The 18,148-nt window shown below is 72.8% G+C and carries 11 protein-coding genes and 2 tRNA genes; 6 read left to right on the forward strand and 7 right to left on the reverse strand.

Features of this window, described 5'->3' with window-relative positions:
- Positions 1 to 57 precede the first annotated feature (57 nt).
- Together NL142_RS07715 and NL142_RS07720 are read right to left on the reverse strand one after the other, a co-directional pair.
- Positions 58 to 5,475 (reverse strand): SCO7613 C-terminal domain-containing membrane protein, encoded by a 5,418-nt coding sequence (locus tag NL142_RS07715; protein WP_435081555.1) that lies wholly within the window; start codon positions 5,473 to 5,475, stop codon positions 58 to 60.
- Between the two features lie 185 nt (positions 5,476 to 5,660).
- Positions 5,661 to 5,734: transfer RNA gene (locus NL142_RS07720), tRNA-Gly, on the reverse strand.
- 190 nt (positions 5,735 to 5,924) lie between these two features.
- Between NL142_RS07720 and NL142_RS07725 the strand changes: the two genes are divergently transcribed.
- The 4 genes from NL142_RS07725 (at position 5,925) to NL142_RS07740 (ending at position 9,006) form a co-directional block, all read left to right on the forward strand.
- Positions 5,925 to 6,000: transfer RNA gene (locus NL142_RS07725), tRNA-Pro, on the forward strand.
- A gap of 65 nt (positions 6,001 to 6,065) precedes the next feature.
- On the forward strand, positions 6,066 to 7,523 hold the full coding sequence (gene tig, locus NL142_RS07730) for a trigger factor (RefSeq protein ID WP_435081556.1): 1,458 nt from the start codon (positions 6,066 to 6,068) through the stop codon (positions 7,521 to 7,523).
- A 178-nt stretch (positions 7,524 to 7,701) separates the two neighbouring features.
- Positions 7,702 to 8,289, forward strand: a complete 588-nt coding sequence (locus NL142_RS07735; protein ID WP_015490151.1) for an ATP-dependent Clp protease proteolytic subunit — start codon at positions 7,702 to 7,704, stop codon at positions 8,287 to 8,289.
- 36 nt (positions 8,290 to 8,325) lie between these two features.
- Entirely contained in the window at positions 8,326 to 9,006 is a 681-nt protein-coding gene (locus tag NL142_RS07740) for an ATP-dependent Clp protease proteolytic subunit (protein WP_043587152.1), read from the forward strand.
- Between the two features lie 64 nt (positions 9,007 to 9,070).
- On the opposite strand, the gene sfnG is transcribed toward NL142_RS07740, so the two are convergent.
- Positions 9,071 to 10,213 (reverse strand): dimethylsulfone monooxygenase SfnG, encoded by a 1,143-nt coding sequence (sfnG, locus tag NL142_RS07745; protein ID WP_435081557.1) that lies wholly within the window; start codon positions 10,211 to 10,213, stop codon positions 9,071 to 9,073.
- Positions 10,214 to 10,381: 168 nt separating this feature from the next.
- Here sfnG and clpX point away from each other — a divergent pair, with 168 nt between their 5' ends.
- Positions 10,382 to 11,662 (forward strand): ATP-dependent Clp protease ATP-binding subunit ClpX, encoded by a 1,281-nt coding sequence (gene clpX / locus NL142_RS07750; RefSeq protein ID WP_012038153.1) that lies wholly within the window; start codon positions 10,382 to 10,384, stop codon positions 11,660 to 11,662.
- A 78-nt stretch (positions 11,663 to 11,740) separates the two neighbouring features.
- Here the strand turns inward: clpX and NL142_RS07755 are convergent, their stop codons facing one another.
- Positions 11,741 to 13,804 carry a M3 family metallopeptidase gene (locus tag NL142_RS07755; RefSeq protein ID WP_435081558.1) on the reverse strand — a complete coding sequence of 688 codons (2,064 nt, stop codon included), beginning with the start codon at positions 13,802 to 13,804 and terminating at the stop codon, positions 11,741 to 11,743.
- A gap of 39 nt (positions 13,805 to 13,843) precedes the next feature.
- Between NL142_RS07755 and NL142_RS07760 the strand changes: the two genes are divergently transcribed.
- Positions 13,844 to 14,647: a methyltransferase domain-containing protein gene (locus NL142_RS07760; protein WP_435081559.1), complete on the forward strand. Its 804-nt coding sequence runs from the start codon at positions 13,844 to 13,846 to the stop codon at positions 14,645 to 14,647.
- A 22-nt stretch (positions 14,648 to 14,669) separates the two neighbouring features.
- Here the strand turns inward: NL142_RS07760 and NL142_RS07765 are convergent, their stop codons facing one another.
- Genes NL142_RS07765 through valS form a run of 3 tightly spaced genes read right to left on the reverse strand, consistent with a single transcriptional unit; the run spans position 14,670 to position 18,027 of the window.
- Complete coding sequence (locus NL142_RS07765) at positions 14,670 to 14,933, reverse strand: hypothetical protein (protein ID WP_435081560.1); 264 nt, start codon at positions 14,931 to 14,933, stop codon at positions 14,670 to 14,672.
- Complete coding sequence (locus NL142_RS07770; protein WP_435081561.1) at positions 14,933 to 15,385, reverse strand: GNAT family N-acetyltransferase; 453 nt, start codon at positions 15,383 to 15,385, stop codon at positions 14,933 to 14,935. The genes NL142_RS07765 and NL142_RS07770 overlap by 1 nt, the downstream gene beginning before the upstream one ends.
- Positions 15,382 to 18,027 carry a valine--tRNA ligase gene (gene valS / locus NL142_RS07775; protein ID WP_435081562.1) on the reverse strand — a complete coding sequence of 882 codons (2,646 nt, stop codon included), beginning with the start codon at positions 18,025 to 18,027 and terminating at the stop codon, positions 15,382 to 15,384. The genes NL142_RS07770 and valS overlap by 4 nt, the downstream gene beginning before the upstream one ends.
- Positions 18,028 to 18,148 lie beyond the last annotated feature (121 nt).

The following is an 18,148-nucleotide window of genomic DNA, read 5'->3' on the forward strand; positions in this document are numbered from 1 at the left end:
TGGCTTACCGGGTCGACAGGGCTCCCGGACCCGTTCCCGGCGGCGACTCCGACACGGTCAGCGGAGCGCCGAGACGCGGGCCGCGACCTCCTTGACGTCCCGGATGCGGCGCTCGTAGCGGGCGGCGACCGCGATGAGGACCACGCCGCCGATCCCCGCCCACGCCCACCAGGGGACGGTCGTCGATGCCTCGCGGATCCACGGCCAGAGCTGGGCGACGGCGTGCACGAGCAGGACGCCAGCGCCGATGAGGAACGGCGCGCGGAGCCTCAGGCGGGCTCCCGTGAGCAGCGTGGCGAGCGCGAGGACCCCGAGCCCGACGATGCGCCACGCCGGGCTCGGCCCCAGGTCGGCGAGGAGCGGCGGCCCGAGCAGGACGAGGAGCCCGGGCGACATGTGCCGCACGCTGCCGGCCGTCGCGTCGCGGATCAGACGTCGGGCGCCGACCACGAGCAGCGCCGCCGCGATCGGCACGGTGACGGTCTCCACCGGGTCCGCGGCTCCCGAGATGACGAGGATCGCGGCGACCAGCCCGCTGACGACGAGCGCAACGAGCGCGAGGACGCGGTCGCGCGACGGGGGAGAGGCGGGACGCTGTCCCGCCTCGTCGGGCCGGGCGCCGGTCGTCGTCGACCCGGACGGGGAGCACGCGATGTGCATGGCGGCGATGACGCTGACGAGGAGCGCGGCGCGGAGGCCGACCCCGTCCATGCGCTCGGCGTGGGCGAGGAGGATGCCGGCGGCACCCGCGGATCCCGCACCGATCAGCGCGACCAGCCCGGCGACACGTGGCGCTGCGCGGAGCAGGGTGTCCGTGGTGGGTCGCGCGCCGTCTGATGCGTTCCCCGGCGTCCACGCGTCGGATGCCTTCCCGATAGGACCGCTCGCGGGCACGCCCACGGCATGATCCCGTCGGAGGAGGTCCTCCGCGCGTCGGGGCAGGAGGCCGACGGCGAGGACGAGGACGGCGGCGGCCGAGAGCGTCCAGAGATCGGTGCGCGCGAACGTGGCCGGATCCTGCGCGACCAGCGCGGACACCGCGCGTCCGAAGCCGACGAGAGGGACGACGAGGCCGGACGCCACCGCGGTCGCCAGGAGCAGGGGCCCCGTCGGCGAGGCGGCGTCCGTCCCACGGAGGGCGGCCGCAGCCAGGAGGAGGACGGCACCGGCGGCACCCCCGAGCACGAGCGCCCGGACGGGCGTCCCCGTCCACGACGCTACCGCGGTGGGTAGGGCGGCGAGGAGGAGCGCGCCGAGGAGGACGGGCGCCGCGCCGGATGTCCGGCCGGGGACCTGCGTCGCGTCGTGGCGGAGCCCGTGGCGGAGCCCGCGGGGGAGCCCCCGCTGGAGGAGCGCCGCGACGGCGAGCAGCACGCCGGCGGGCGGCAGGACGTAGGGCTCCACGGCGTCGATGCGTCCGCGGCCGAGCGCGACCCACAGCGCCGCGGTGCCGAGGGCGAGGGCCATCCAGCCCGCATGGCGCCGCGCACGCGAGCCCGGCGCCGATGACGCGACGAGCACGGCCACCGCCGAGAGGAGCAGGGCGACGGGGAGCCCGGGGCCGCCGGAGGCCGCGCCTACCGCGACCGTGCCGGCCACGAGCGCGCCCGTCGCGGCGTCGGCCGCATGCCGGATGGGGCCGGCGACCGCTCCGGGCGCGCGTCCGGGGACGACCACCGGTGCCGGGTTCCTCAGGCGATCGGCGGCACCGACCGCAGCCACGAGCACGGCCACGATCGCCGGCACGACCAGCGCTGCGGGGTCGAGCGCCGTGTAGCCGCCGCGCCAGGCGAGGAGCCCGACGACCACGGCACCGACGAGCGCCATCGCCGCGGACGCCGCGAGCACTTCTCGATGCACGGACCGGAGGACGAGGAGGACCCCCGCACCCGCGACGAGCGCCACGCTCACGACGAGCGGGCGGACGACGCCCTCCCCGGAGCCGACGGATGCCGCCATGACGACCGCCACGAGGACGCTCGTGCCCACCCAGGCCGAGCCCGCGAGGCGCGCGTCCTCTGCGCTGCGGGCGCCGCGGAGGACGAGCGCCCCGAGCCCGACGAGCAGCACGGCCGTGACGACCAGCTGCACGTCGACGGCCGTCTCGCGCCCGACGGATCCGGCCGATAGGCGCAGCGCACGCACGCCGCCGACGGCCAGGATCCCGATGCCCGCACCGATCACGACGGCCCGCAGCAGTGGACGCACGGGGGACGCGGCGTGCCGCAGCAGCGCGGCGCCCCCGAGGGCGAGGGCCGCGCAGATCCCGGTCAGGAGATACGGCCGGAGCACGTCGTCGGGACGACCTGCGGCGACGAGCGGCAGGACGGCCGTGAGGATGCCCGCGAGGGTCAGGGCCGTGACGCCGCGGCGGACCCGTGGCCCGACCGTCGACCCCGTCACATCGCCGTCACGGTCGACGCCCACCGCGGCGCGGTGCATGAGCGCCGCGATGAGCAGCAGCGCGCCTCCGATCGGCAGCCAGTACGCCTCCGGCGAGGTCACGGCGCCCGCGAGCAGCCGGGACCACGACGCCGCGATCCCCGTGGCGAGCGCCGTCCAGCCCCACGCGCGGCGGGCGCTGCGCGACAGGAGCAGGCCGTCGCGCGCGTAGGACAGGGTGCACGCCGTGCCGGCGAGCGTAAGCAGGGGGATCCACAGGAGCTCTCGGCCCTCGCGCGTCGGGTCGAACGAGACGGCGACGAGCATCGCCCCCGTCGCCACGGCGGTCGTGCCCGCATCCAGCGCAATGCGGAGCGCCGGGGACGTGCGCCGGTAGCAGAGCAGGGCGGCGACCGCGACGACGAGTGCCACGGCGGCGGGGATCACGCCGTGGGGAGTCGCGCCGCGGTCGACCAGCGCGCTGGCGGTGAGGACGGCGAGCAGCAGCGAGGGCGCGACGAGGGCCGCGGTCGTGAGCCGCCAGCGACGCAGGGCGGTGGTCCCCGGTGGTCGCGGCACGTCGTCCTGCACGTCGGCGCGGGGCGCATGCGCGGGCAGGGGGACGCCGCGGGCACCGCCCACGGTCCATGCCACGAGGCCGGCCAGGAGGACCGCCTGCGCCGCGATGGACCAGATCGGCGATCCGGTGAGCGCGCCGCCGACGCGGTCGGCGCCGGCGATCGCCACGAGGGGCGCCGCGAGGCCCGCGGGGAGCAGGACCGTCGCGAGCAGCGCGCGTCGCCGCACGCCCGGACGCCCGGGGAGCGCACCGGCCACCGAGGCCGCCAGCCCGCTGGCGAGCAGCACGAGCACGACCGGATCGCCGGCCGAGTCCAGCGCGCTCGTCAAGGGCGCGGATCCGATGACGCGCCCAGCCGTGAGCGACGGTGCGAGGGCGGCGACCACTACCAGGCCGACGAGGGCGGCCCCTGCCGTCGCGAGGCGCGCTGAGCCCTCCGTGCGCGCGGTCCGGGATCCGGCGACGAGGAGGAGGACGACGGCCGGAGCGACCACCCACCACGTGCTCGTGCTCGCCCAGGATGCGGCCCACGCGAGGGCACCCGCCGTCACCGACAGCGCCACGAGCGGGGCCGTGGGGACGACGGCGGGGCCGGGATCGCGACGCGAGCGCACACGCCAGGCGAGAGCGCCCGCGGAGGCGACGAGGTACGCGCCGGCCACGACCGCGACGGGACCCAGGGCGGGGATCGCGGCGATCACCACGGCCGCCCCTGTCCAGGCGAGGAGGCGCCGACGGGCCTGCAGGCGGCCGGTCACGAGCGCGGCGGCCGCCGCGAGGACCCAGACGACGACGAGGCCGACTGCCGCCGCGCGGACATCTCCGGGCAGATCGGCGACGTCGCTCGTCCTGCTCAGCACGACCACCGCGTCGTCGAGGGCCCCGTGCTCCCATGCGGGCAGGCCGAGGAGCAGCACGGCCGTGATGCCGCCGAGGCCGGCGATCGCGGCGGGCAGCCCGGCCACCACGGTGACGACCAGCGCGGCGACGGCGGACATTCGGGCCGTCGCGGCGACGACGGGGTCGTGCAGCCGCCGAGAAAGCACGTCGAGCCCGGCTGCCACCGCCGCCGCCACCACGAGCTGAATGCCGAACGTGAGCACGGCGGGTCCGCCCATGAGCGCGGTGACCGGCAGCGCGGCCGATGCTCCGACTCCCGCGACGGCGGCGGCGAGGACACGCAGCGGATCAGCCGATGCCGGCGCGGTGTCGGCCGCGCCGCCATGCGACGTGACCTGCTCGGCCGCTGCCTCGGCGGGTGGCGGCACGTCGTCAGCGGGCGCGGCCACATCCACGTCTGCGACGTCGCCGCGGAGCTCCGCGCGGGAGGTGGGACGCGCGAGCGCCCACGCGTGCGCGCCGCTGGCGACGGCCGCGACGAGGAGGGGGAGAGCCGGGACCGCGTCGGGTGCAGCGGCGCTGGCGGCTCCCGCGATCACGGCGGCGGTCGCGGTCACGACGCCCACGACCCGGAGGATGACGCGTTCCAGTGCGTCCGGGAGGGCGGCCGCGCGCGACCGGGGCGCGGCGTGGACGAGGGCGACGGCTGAGGCGGCCGCCAGCGCGAGCGCGACGCGGGTCCAGACGTCGGCTGCCGGCACTGCGCCGACCAGGAGGCCGGCGGCGACCGTCAGCCCGGCCCAACCGGCGATGCCCGCCGCGCGGATGCGGAGCAGGGGAGCGAGGACGAGGAGCGACGCCGACACGACGAGCGTCCCGACGCCGAAGTGGACGAACGGGTCGTTCGACGCGGCTCCGGCCAGGTCGTAGGACCGCACGGCCCAGACGTCCAGGTGCAGCAGCACGATGCCTACGACGCCCACGGCCTCCGCGGTGCCGGGCAGGCGGCGCCGGGCGAGGACAGCCGCTGCCGCGAGCGCGGCCACGGTGACGGCCGCGGTGATCGCCGCGCGGACGACCAGCCCGTAGGTCACGAAGGCGTAGACAACGTAGAACACGGCCGCGACCGAGAGCAGCACGACGCCGATGGCGAGCAGCACGGCCGGGACGCTGATGCGGCGCCGGGGTGCCGCGGGCACGGCTGGCTCAGGGGCATGGAACTCGATCGGCGTCCGCTGCAGCCGTCGCGCGTCTGCTTCGGGGGCGGGGCCGGTCGGCGCGGGGATCGCGGGAGCGGTGTCCGACGATGCCTCGGCCGTGGGCAGCGGCGCCGCTCGCCGCGGATCGGGGATCGCGGTCGCGGCGGACTCCGGGACGAGGGCCACGGCGGAGGCCACGACCACGGCCCCACGGCGACGCACCGCCTCCTCGCTCCAGCGCCGCATGGCATCGACGAGGCGCTCGCGCTCCGCGATCGCCTCGACGACGCGGTACGACGCCTCGAGCACGGCGGCGGCCCCGGGCGCGCGGACGTCGAGACCGCAGCTCCCGCAGACCAGCGCGCCCAGGGGCGCGAGGCAGCCCGGGCAGAGATCCGTGCGCACGAGGTCGTCCGCTGACGCGGCCCACGCTTGCGCCGGGATCCGCGATCCACGTGCGTCGTCCTCGACCATGCAGCCCCCCGAGCTCGCCCGATGCGGAAGCTCCCAGGCTATCCACGGATCGGCAAGCTATCCGGGTCGACGTGGGCGGCGGCGCCGGGTCGCCCCGAACGGGGGATGGACGAGGCGACGCAGGGTCTGGGGAGGAGGGCCGACGGAGTGCCGACGGGAGCACGGGAGTCCCGACGGGAGCACGATGGAGGGGATGACGGGAATCGAACCCGCGTGATCAGTTTGGAAGACTGAGGCTCTACCATTGAGCTACATCCCCGCGACGCCGGACTACCGCCCCCGAGGGGCCGTGCGCCGGATGCGCGGGATCCAGCGTAGCGCAGCCTCCCGTCGCCGGTGACCAGCGCCCGGCACGAGTCGGATAGGCTGTGCCACGGTCGGATCGGCTTCCGCGCGCCTGCACGAATAGGGGCACGGCGCCCGCCTCGACCGAGGGAATGCGTGGCAGCCGGGGCGTAGCGTAGTGGCTAGCGCGTCCGCTTTGGGAGCGGAAGACCGCAGGTTCGAGTCCTGTCGCCCCGACCACATCCCCGACGACGAAATGCCGTCTCAGCCGAGGCGCGTACCGCGATTACAGGAGAACTCCACACGTGAAGACCACGGTCGAAAAGCTGAGCCCCACGCGCGTCAAGCTCGCGATCTCTGCCACCCCCGAAGACCTGAAGCCGCACATCGACCACGCATACGGCCACATCGCCGAGCAGGTCGCCATCCCCGGCTTCCGCAAGGGCAAGGTGCCGCCGCCCATCATCGACCAGCGCGTCGGCCGCGAGGCCGTGCTGGAGCACGCCGTCAACGACGGCATGGACGGCTTCTACCAGGCCGCCGTCAAGGAGACGGACATCCGTCCCCTCGGCCGCCCCGAGGCCGACGTCAAGGAGTGGCCCGGCAAGGACCTCACCGGCGACCTGCTCCTCGAGATCGAGGTCGACGTCCGCCCCGAGTTCGACCTGCCCGCGTACGAGGGCCTCGAGCTCACCGTGGACTCCGTCGAGGTCACCGACGACGAGGTCGCGACCGAGCTCGACAGCCTGCGCAGCCGCTTCGGCACGCTGATCACGGTGGACCGCCCCGCGAAGACGGGCGACTTCGTCCAGATCGACCTCACCGCGACCATCGCGGGCAACGCCGTCGACACCGCGAGCGGCATCTCCTACGAGCTCGGCTCGGGCGACCTCATCGACGGCATCGACGAGGCCCTCGAGTCCCTCACCGCCGGCGAGAGCACCACGTTCGAGTCGAAGCTGCTCGGCGGCGACAACGAGGGCGAGACGGCCGAGATCGCCGTCACCGTCCAGTCCGTCAAGGAGCGCGAGCTGCCCGAGGCCGACGACGACTTCGCGCAGATCGCCAGCGAGTTCGACACCATCGACGAGCTGCGCGCGGACCTGAAGGTCCAGGTCGGCAAGTCCAAGGTCTTCGGCCAGGTCACCCAGGCCCGCGACCAGATCGTCGACAAGCTCCTCGAGGGCGTCGAGATCCCCGTCCCCGAGAAGCTGGTCGAGGACGAGGTGCAGCGCCACCTCGAGAACGAGAACCGCCTCGAGGACGACGTGCACCGCGCCGAGGTCAAGGAGTCCAGCGAGAAGGCGTTCCGCCAGCAGCTGCTCCTCGACGTCATCGCGGAGAAGGAGGAGCTAAAGGTCAGCCAGGACGAGCTGACCCAGTACCTCATCCAGGGCGCTCAGCAGTACAACATGGAGCCGAACGAGTTCGTCCAGGTGCTGCAGCAGAACAACCAGATCCCCGCCATGGTCGGCGAGGTCGCGCGCAACAAGGCCCTCGCGGTCGTGCTCGACAAGGCGAAGGTCGTGGACGCCGACGGCAAGGTAGTCGACGTGACCGAGTTCACGAAGCCCGTCGTGCGGGATGCCGACGCTGCGACCGAGGAGCCCGCGGCCGACGCGGACGCCGAGGCCGTCACGGCCGACGCCCCCGCAGAGGAGGCCGCGGAGGCCCCCGCCGCCGAGGAGGCCCCGGCCGAGAAGCCGAAGAAGAAGGCGCCCGCGAAGAAGAAGGCCGCCGAGAAGGCCGCCGACTCCGAGTAGTCGCCACCCGCCGACCGCCTGCGCGGTCGGCATCACGAGGGCCCGGGGAGCATCAGCTCCCCGGGCCCTCGTGCGTGCGGCGGCCGTGCCTCTCCGCCCGCGGCGAACACGGGCGTAGGCGCGTATCCGCTCCGATAGATTCATGACTCGAAGCGACGAATGAATGGGAGCTCGAACAATGGCCGAACCGACACTGGTACCCGGTGTTTTTGACCGACTGCTGAAGGACCGCATCATCTGGCTCGGATCCGAGGTCCGCGACGACAACGCGAACGAGATCTGCGCGAAGATCCTGCTGCTGGCGGCGGAGGACACCGAGAAGGACATCTTCCTGTACATCAACTCGCCCGGCGGCTCCGTCACGGCGGGCATGGCCATCTACGACACCATGCAGTTCGTCCCCAACGACATCGTCACCGTCGGGATCGGCATGGCCGCATCCATGGGGCAGCTGCTCCTCACGAGCGGCACCAAGGGCAAGCGCTACATCACGCCCAACGCCCGCGTGCTCCTGCACCAGCCGAGCGGTGGCTTCGGCGGCACCTCGAGCGACATCCAGACCCAGGCCCAGCTCATCCTCGCGATGAAGCACCGGCTCGCCGAGATCACCGCGGGCCAGACCGGCAAGACCGTCGAGCAGATCAACGAGGACGGCGACCGCGATCGCTGGTTCACCGCCCAGGAGGCCCTCGAGTACGGATTCGTCGACCACATCCGCGAGTCGGCCACCGACGTCGTCGGCGGCGGCGGCACCGAGACCTCCTAGAGCCCGCGACATTCGAGACAGGTAAGAGAAGAGAACATGGAACTCCCCACCTTCGGCGGCGCCCGCGGCGCCGGCTCCACCGCCACGAGCCCGTCGTCGCGGTACATCCTCCCCAGCTTCGAGGAGCGCACGGCCTACGGCTACAAGCGCCAGGACCCCTACGCCAAGCTCTTCGAGGACCGCATCATCTTCCTCGGCGTGCAGGTCGACGACGCGTCGGCCGATGACGTCATGGCCCAGCTGCTCGTGCTCGAGTCGATGGACCCCGACCGCGACATCGTGATGTACATCAACTCGCCCGGCGGCTCGTTCACGGCCATGACGGCGATCTACGACACCATGCAGTACGTCTCGCCCCAGATCCAGACGGTCTGCCTCGGCCAGGCCGCCTCCGCCGCGGCCGTGCTGCTCGCCGGCGGCGCCCCGGGCAAGCGCCTCGCCCTCCCGAACGCGCGCGTGCTCATCCACCAGCCCGCCACGGGCGAGTCCAGCGGAGGCCAGGCGTCCGACATCGAGATCCAGGCGGCGGAGATCATGCGCATGCGCTCCTGGCTCGAGGACACGCTCGCGAAGCACACCAACCGCGACCGCGCCCAGATCAACCGCGACATCGAGCGCGACAAGATCCTGGGCGCCGACGAGGCGCTGGAGTACGGCCTCATCGACCAGGTGCTCACCTCCCGCAAGAACCTGACGGCGGCGATCCCCGCCCGCTAGGCCCGCACATCGGAGGAGGGGCGGTCGGCATCAGCCGACCGCCCCTCTTCTCAAGCCTCGTGCGTCAGGTCGCGGGCTCCGCGATCTCGCCCTGCTCGATCGCCTCCCGCTCGAGCTCCCGCACGATGGGCAGCACCTGCGTCCCGAACTGCTCGATGTCCTCGAGGTAGTGCAGGAAGCCGAGGAGCAGCAGGTCCACCCCGCGCTTGCGGTACTCGACCATGCGGCGCGCGATCTGCTCCGGCGTGCCGATGAGGCCCGTGCGGAAGCCGTCGTTGTATTGCACGAGGTCGCGGAAGGTCGAGTCGGACCACATGCCCTTGCCGTCGCCGGTCGACGCCCCGGCCTGCTTGACCGCCTGGCGGAAGCCCTCGACGGCGTCGGGGTTCGCCTTGGCGATGATCTCCTCGAGCACATCCTGCGCCTCCTGCTCGGTGTCGCGCGCGATCACGAAGCCGTTGAGGCCGAACCTGACGCGCTCGGATCGGCCGGCGGCGCGGGCCGATGCGAGGACGTCGGCGCGCTGCTCCTCGAAGCCCTGGAAGTCCTTGCCGTTGGAGAAGTACCAGTCGGTCACGCGGCCGCCCATCTCGCGGGCGTCCGTGCTGTTGCCGCCCATGAAGATCTCCGGGTGCGCGCGCCCTGGCACGTCGACGGGCGGCGGCTTGAGCGTGAAGTCGTGGATCCGGTAGAAGTCGCCCAGGTGCGTGAACTCCTTCTCCGTCCAGAGGCCGCGGAGGACGCGGATGAACTCCTCGGTGCGGCGGTAGCGCTCCCCGTGCTCGAGCCAGGGCTCGCCGAAGCCGACGAACTCGTCCTTCAGCCATCCGGAGACGACGTTGACGGCCGCGCGGCCGTGGGACATGTGGTCGGCCGTGATGATCCACTTGGCCAGCACGCCCGGGTGCCAGAGGCCCGGGTGCACGGCCGCGATGACCTTGAGCCGCTCGGTCGCGAGCAGGAGGCCGAGCGAGAAGGAGGTCGACTCGTGCTGCTGGTCGGCGCCGTAGGACGCGGCGTACCGCACCTGGCTCAGGGCGTAGTCGAATCCGTTGCGCTCGGCGAGCTGCGCGACGCGGACGTTGAAGTCGAAGTCGAAGTGGGTGCGCTGCTCGATGTCGCTCGTCACGAGGCCGCCCGAGACGTTCGGGACCCAGTAGGCGAAGGACAGCGCGTCGGGGGATGCGGGAGAGGTGTCGTCGGTCATGCGCACATGGTGGGCGACGCAGCCGGGAGCGTTCCCTCGTGTTGCGCAGTGTGACGGCGGAGTGTCGCACATCGGGTGCTCCGACGGGCCGCGCCCCCAGGGGTCCGGAAGATGTCGGGCGCTCGGGTTAGGCTCGTCCCACACCGCACGGTTTCCGGGGAGGAATTCATGGCACGCATCGGCGAGAGCGCGGATCTGCTCAAGTGCTCCTTCTGCGGGAAGAGCCAGAAGCAGGTCCAGCAGCTGATCGCGGGACCGGGCGTCTACATCTGCGACGAGTGCGTGGAGCTCTGCAACGAGATCATCGAGGAGCGCCTGGCCGAGGCCAGCGAGGAGACGACGGGCGAGTTCGAGCTGCCTAAGCCGAAGGAGATCTTCGGCTTCCTCGACGAGTACGTCATCGGGCAGGAGGCCGCCAAGCGCGCGCTGTCCGTCGCGGTCTACAACCACTACAAGCGCGTGCGGGCCGTCAGCACCATCGGGCCGGCCGAGACCGTGGGCGACGAGATCGAGATCGCCAAGAGCAACATCCTCCTCATCGGGCCCACCGGGTGCGGCAAGACCTACCTCGCGCAGACGCTGGCGAAGCGCCTGAACGTGCCGTTCGCCGTCGCCGACGCCACCGCCCTCACCGAGGCGGGCTACGTCGGCGAGGACGTCGAGAACATCCTGCTGAAGCTGATCCAGGCCGCCGACTACGACGTGAAGCGCGCCGAGACCGGCATCATCTACATCGACGAGGTCGACAAGATCGCGCGCAAGGCCGAGAACCCGAGCATCACGCGCGACGTGTCGGGTGAGGGCGTGCAGCAGGCGCTGCTGAAGATCCTCGAGGGCACGGTCGCCTCGGTGCCGCCGCAGGGCGGCCGCAAGCACCCGCACCAGGAGTTCATCCAGGTCGACACGACCAACGTGCTGTTCATCGTCGCCGGCGCGTTCGCCGGCCTGGAGGACATCATCAGCCAGCGCGCGGGCAAGAAGGGCATCGGCTTCGGCGCCCCGCTGCACCGCAAGGACGTCAACGCCGACGTGTTCGGCGAGGTGCTGCCGGAGGACCTGCACAAGTTCGGCCTCATCCCGGAGTTCATCGGGCGCCTCCCGGTCGTCACGACGGTCACGCAGCTCGACCAGCGCGCGCTCATGGAGATCCTCACGAAGCCGCGCAACGCGCTCGTCCGCCAGTACCAGCGCATGTTCGAGCTCGACGGCGTGGAGCTGGAGTTCGAGCAGGGCGCCCTGGAGTCGATCGCCGACCTCGCCGTCCTCCGCCAGACGGGCGCTCGCGGGTTGCGCGCCATCCTGGAGGAGGTGCTCGGGCCGATCATGTTCGACATCCCCTCGGACGACGAGGTGGGCCGCGTGGTCATCACGCGCGAGTCGGTCGTGCAGAACGCCGCGCCCACCATCGTGCCGCGTGCCTCCATGCTGCGCGCGGAAAAGTCCGCCTGATCCGTCCTTCCCGCCGCCGCACGACGAGAGCGCCGCACCCCGTGAGGGGCGCGGCGCTCTCGTCGTGCGGGGTGTGGGTCAGTCTGCGAGGCCCCGGCGCTCGAGCAGCGGCTCGATGACGGCGTCGCGCCCGCGGAAGTCGCGGTACGCCTCCAGCGGGTCCTTCGATCCGCCGACGCCGAGGAGGAGCGAGCGGAAGCGGTCGCCGTTCTCGCGCGTGAGTCCGCCGTTCTCGCGGAACCACTCGACCGTGTCGGCGTCCAGCACCTCGCTCCAGATGTAGGAGTAGTAGCCGGCGTCGTAGCCGCCCGCGAACGTGTGCTGGAAGTAGCTCGACGCGTAGCGGGGGAGGACGGCCGGCACGTCGAGCCCGACGGCGGCCAGCGCCTCGGCCTGGAACGCGTCCACGTCCTCGATCCGGTCGTCGGCGCCGATGCGGTGCCACGCCTGGTCGAGGAGCGCGGCGCCCAGGTACTCGGAGGTGAGGAAGCCCTCGTTGAAGGCGCTGGACGCCTGCACTGCGGCGACGAGCTCGGCCGGCATCGGCTCGCCCGTCTCGTGGTGCACGGCGTAGGACGCGAGGATCTCGGGCCACAGCATCCACATCTCGTTGACCTGGCTGGGGAACTCGACGAAGTCGCGGAACACGCTCGTGCCCCCGAAGCGCGGGTAGGTCACGCGGGCGAAGAGCCCATGCAGCGCGTGGCCGAACTCGTGGAAGAGGGTGGTCGTCTCGTCGTGGCTGAGCAGGGTCGGCTGGCCGGCCGGCGGCTTCGGCACGTTGAGGTTGTTGAGCACGACCGTGGGCGTGTCGAGCAACGCGCTCTGCTGGACGAGCCGGTTCATCCACGCACCGCCGCGCTTCGAGTCGCGCGTGTGCAGGTCGAGCACGTAGAGCCCGACGGGGGATCCGTCCTCGTCGCGCACCTCGAAGACGCGCGCGTCGGGGTGGTAGGCGGGGATGTCGTCGCGCTCCGCGAAGGTGACGCCGTACAGCGCGGTGGCCGCGCGGAACACGCCGTCGCGCAGCACGCGGTCGGCCTCGAGGTAGGGGCGCATCCGCTCGGTGTCGACGTCGTAGCGCTCGGTGCGCACCCTCTCGCTGTAGAAGGGCCAGTCCCAGGCGGCGAGCTCGAACGTCGGCTCGCCGAGCTCCTCCTGCGTCCGGTCGATCACGCGCTGCAGCTCGACGGCCTCGGCGCGGGCGTTCCGCGCCGCGGCCGGCGCGAGCCGGCCGAGCATGTCGGCGACGGCCTCCGGGGTGCGCGCGGTCTGGTCCGCGGTCACCGCCGCCGCGTGGCTCGGGAAGCCCAGGAGGGCCGCTCGCTCGGCGCGGAGGCGGGTGATCTCGAGCACGAGCGGGCGGTTGTCGTGGTCGTTCCCGCGGGCGCCGCGGGCGAGCGACGCCTCCATGATCCGCTGGCGCAGCCCCCGGTCCGTCAGCTGCGACAGGTACGGGTGACCGGTGGGGAGGACGAGCGTGATGAGGTGCTTCCCCTCCACCCCGCGGTCGGCGGCGGCCTGCGCGGCGGCGGCGATGGCGCTCGCCCCGAGCCCGTCGAGCTGCGCCGGGTCGTCGACGACGACGGCGAGGTCGTTGGTGTCCTCGAGCAGGTTCGACTCGAAGCGCGTGGTGAGCACGGACAGGCGGCGGTTCAGGTCGCGCAGGCGGTCCTTGGCGTCGTCGTCGAGGCCCGCGCCCGCGATCGTGAACTCGGCCAGGTAGCGCTCGACGAGGTAGACGGACTCGGCGTCGAGCCCGGACTCGTGGCGGGTGTCGTGGACGGAGCGGATCCGGGAGTAGAGCGCCGCGTCGAGGCGGATTGCGTCCTCGTGCGCGGCCAGCTCGGGTGCGATCTCGGCGTCGAGCTCGCGCGTGAAGGGGGAGCTGTCGGCGGAGGAGAGCGTGAAGAAGACGTGGCCGACGCGGTCGAGCGTGCGGCCCGCGCGCTCGAGGGCGACCAGCGTGTTCTCGAAGGTCGGCGGCTCGGGGGAGTCGGCGATGGCGCGGACCTCGGCCAGGTGCTCGGCGATCCCGGCCTGGAACGCGGGGCGGAAGTGCTCCTCGCGGATGTCGGCGAAGGGGGGCATGCCGTAGGGGAGGGTGCTCGGTTCGAGGAAGGGATTCGGGGGCGTCGTCATACGGCGAGCCTAGGCCGGGCGCCGACCTAGGCTCGGAGGGTGAAGAGCGAGCGATACACCCACGGCCACCACGAGAGCGTCCTCCGCGTGCACAGCGCGCGGACCGTCCGGAACTCCGCCGCCTACCTGGAGCCGCACCTGCGGCCCGGGCTCGACGTCCTGGACGTCGGCAGCGGCCCGGGCACCATCACGGTGGAGCTCGCCGACCTCGTCGCGCCCGGCCGCGTGGTCGGCCTGGACATGTCGGAGGAGGTCGTGCGGCACGCGTCGGAGCTGGCGGAGTCGCGGGGCACCGGGAACGTGGAGTTCGTCACCGGATCCGTCTACGAGCTGCCCTACCCCGACGCGTCGTTCGACGTCGTCCACGCGCATCAGGTGCTGCAGCACGTGGGCGACCCCGTCCGCGCGCTGGCGGAGATGCGCCGCGTCACGCGCCCCGGCGGGCTCGTGGCGGCACGCGACGTCATCTACTCGAAGGTGGCCCTGTTCCCCGAGTCGGACGGCCTGCGGCTCTGGGCCGACGTGTACCTGCCGGTGCACCGGGCGAACGGCGGCGAGCCCGACGCGGGATCCCGCCTCAAGGCGTGGGCGCGCCAGGCGGGGTTCACGGAGATCGCCTCGAGCGCATCCGTGTGGTGCTTCTCCTCCGACGACGAGCGGGCCTGGTGGGGCGGCGCGTGGGCCGACCGCGCGGTCGCCTCGTCGTTCGCGGGCCAGGCGCGCGAAGGCGGCTTCGCCACCGACAACGACCTGCAGGCGATCCGCGCCGGCTGGCAGGAGTGGGCCGCGGACGACGACGGCTTCCTCGCGATGCCGCACGGCGAGATCCTCGCCCGGCGCTGAGACCCGGTCGTCGAACGGACGCTCAGTCGTCGAAGGGGTCGTCCGTCGACTCGCCGGGGATCGTGATGGTCGCCGCGTCCTCGATCGGGTCGTAGCGGATGACGGTGCCGTCGTCGAGCTCGACGACCGGCTTCCGCTCGAGCCAGGTGAGAGTCCATCGCCACGCGGACGTGTCGGCCTCGAGGGCCGCCACGTCGGACTCGACGGCCTTCACGGCGAGGAGGACGACCTCGGGCAGGTCGACCGGGGCGGAGCCGCCGACGGGCCAGCGGGTGCCGAGCTGCATCAGACGTCCTGCTCGTAGGTGACCCACGTGGTCCGGCGGGCCACCCGGTCGTAGAGGCGCTGCGCGTCGGCGTTGTCCTCGGCGGTGATCCACCGGAGCATGCTCGCACCGTCGTGGCGCCCGAGCTCGGCGACGGCGGCGATGAGCTGCTCGCCGACGCCCTGGCGGCGCGAGACCTCCCGCACGTACAGGTCGTCGACGAGCAGGCCGTCGGTGCCGCGCGCCAGGCGCGCGAAGCGGTGGAAGTGCGCGAGCCCGACGAGGGCGCCCTCGTGCGCGTCGTCGACGGCGACGAGCGCGGAGCTCGCGTGCCCCTCGCCGGTGAGGTGGCTCCAGGCGAGCACGGCCGCCTCGTCCGTGAGCTCGGTGCCGTAGAACTCGGCGTAGCCCGCGAACAGGTCGAACCAGGGGAAGAAGTCGCCGTCGCGGACGGGACGGATCGAGATGGTCATGCGCGGTTCTCCTCGGGCTGCTCGGCGGGGGCGAGCGTGATGCCTGTGACGGTGGGTCCGTCCCCCTCGGTGAAGGTCAGGTCGGTGATGCGGCCCACGGCGCGGAGGTCCCGCGCCACGAGCTCGAGCGAGCGGATGTCCTCGGGCGACGCGGAGACCACGGCCTCGGCCACCGGCGTCTTCTGCGAGGCCTTCGCGTCGGTCTTGGCTCGGCGGATGCCCACGAGCGCCCGGCCGGCGAGGGCCAGCAGCCGCGGGTCGGCCGTGCCACCGGACGCCGGGGCGGACGGTGCAGGCGGCGTCGGCCACACGGCGGTGTGGATCGAGCCGTCGTGCGACCAGCTCCACGCCTCCTCCGTCGCGAACGGCACGAAGGGCGCGAACAGGCGCAGCAGGACGTCGAGGGCCTCGCGGAGCGCGGCCACCGCGGATCCCCGGTCGGCCGGGTCGGCGTCGGCCGAGTAGGCGCGGTCCTTGACGAGCTCCAGGTAGTCGTCGCAGAAGGTCCAGAAGAAGCTCTCCGTGACCTCGAGGGCGCGCGCGTGGTCGTACTCCTCGAGCGCGGTGGTCGCCGTCTCGACCACCTCGGCCAGGGCGGCGAGCATGCCCACGTCGATGGCGTGCGTCGCGCGGGCGCCCTCGGGGGCCTCGAAGGAGAGGATGAACTTCGCCGCGTTGAGGACCTTGATCGCGAGCCGGCGGCCGATCTTGATCTGCGTCGGGTTCTGCGGGTCCATCGCGGCGTCCACGCCGAGGCGGGCGGACGCGGCCCAGTAGCGCACCGCGTCGGAGCCGAACTGCTCGAGCGTGGCCGCGGGGGTCACGACGTTGCCCTTGGACTTCGACATCTTCTTGCGGTCGGGGTCGAGGATCCAGCCCGAGATCGCGGCCGTCTTCCACGGCGCGGAGCCGTGCTCCAGCTCGGCCCGGAGGACCGTGGAGAACAGCCACGTGCGGATGATGTCCTGGCCCTGCGGCCTCATCGAGAACGGGAAGACGAGGTCGAAGAGCTCGGGGTCGCGTTCCCAGCCGCCCGCGAGCTGCGGGGTGAGGGAGGACGTGGCCCAGGTGTCCATGACGTCGAGCTCGCCCTGGAAGCCGCCGGGCACGCCGCGCTGGTCCTCCGTGTAGCCAGGCGCGGGATCCGACGACGGGTCGACGGGGAGCTGGTCCTCGGTCGGCGTGATGGCCTTCTCGAACTCCGGGTTGCCGTCGGCGTCGAGCGGGTACCAGACCGGCAGCGGCACGCCGAAGAAGCGCTGGCGGGAGACGAGCCAGTCGCCGTTGAGGCCGCCGACCCAGTTCTCGTAGCGCACGCGCATGAAGTCGGGGACGAAGCCGATCTCGCGGCCGCGGCCGATGAGGCCCGCGCGGAGCTCCTCGTCGCGGCCGCCGTTGCGGATGTACCACTGGCGGGTCGAGACGATCTCGAGGGGCTTGTCGCCCTTCTCGTAGAACTTGACCGGGTGGGTGATCTTGCGGGGCTCGCCGATCAGCTCGCCGGACTCCGTGAGGAGCTCGACCATCGCGGCCTTCGCGGAGAAGACGGTCTTGCCGGCGAGGGCGGCGTACGCCGCGCGTCCGGACCCCGACGTGATCGCGGCGGGTGCCTCCGAGACGATGCGGCCGTCGAAGCCGATGATCGCGCGGTTCTCGAGCTGCAGCTCGCGCCACCAGACGACGTCGTTGAGGTCGCCGAAGGTGCAGACCATGGCGATGCCGGATCCCTTGTCGGGCTGGGCGAGGTGATGCGCGAGCACGGGCACCTCGACGCCGAAGACCGGCGTGGTGACGGTGGTGCCGAACAGGCCCTGGTAGCGCTCGTCGTCGGGGTGCGCGACGAGGGCGACGCACGCGGCGAGGAGCTCGGGGCGCGTGGTGTCGATGATGACGTCGTCGCCGTCCGGGCGGTGGAACGCGAGGCGGTGGTACGCGCTCGGCTGCTCGCGGTCCTCGAGCTCGGCCTGCGCGACCGCGGTGCGGAACGTGACGTCCCACAGCGTCGGCGCGTCGGCCTGGTACGCCTCGCCGCGGGCGAGGTTGCGGAGGAACGCGCGCTGCGAGGCGACCTGCGCCTCGGCGCCGATGGTGCGGTAGCTCTGGCGCCAGTCGACGCTCAGGCCGAGAGTGCGGAAGAGGTCCTCGAACTGCTTCTCGTCCTCCTCGGTGAGGCGCTCGCACAGCTCGATGAAGTTGCGGCGGGAGATGGGCTGCTGGTCGCCCGGCTTCGACGTGCCGCCGGTCTCGGACGGCTGGTACGCCGGGTCGTAGGGGAGCGTCGGGTCGCAGCGGACGCCGTAGAAGTTCTGGACGCGGCGCTCGGTGGGCAGGCCGTTGTCGTCCCAGCCGAGCGGGTAGAAGACGCTCTCCCCGCGCATGCGGCGGTAGCGGGCGATGACGTCGGTGTGCGTGTAGCTGAAGACGTGGCCGATGTGGAGGGATCCGCTCGCCGTGGGCGGCGGGGTGTCGATCGAGAAGACGGTGCCTGCCGCGGCCTCGTCGCGGCGGAAGTCGTACGTGCCGTCGGCCTGCCAGCGTCCGCCCCACTTGGCCTCGAGGCCCTCGAGCGCGGGCTTGTCGGGGACCCGGGCGACCTCTCCGGTCGCTCCCTGCGCGGTGTCCGGACGTCGTTCGTCAGCCATGCGTGCTCCGGTTCCCTCGATGTGGACGGCACCGTGTCGATGGTGAGGTGCCTTCTGTGCGGGGTTCACGCTACCGGATGGGGGCGCGGAGGCCGGATGCGGGGGCGGTCTCGCCCCGCGC

This window comes from Clavibacter quasicaliforniensis (assembly GCF_051201715.1).
In the GTDB taxonomy this organism is placed as follows: Bacteria; Actinomycetota; Actinomycetes; order Actinomycetales; family Microbacteriaceae; genus Clavibacter; species Clavibacter seminis.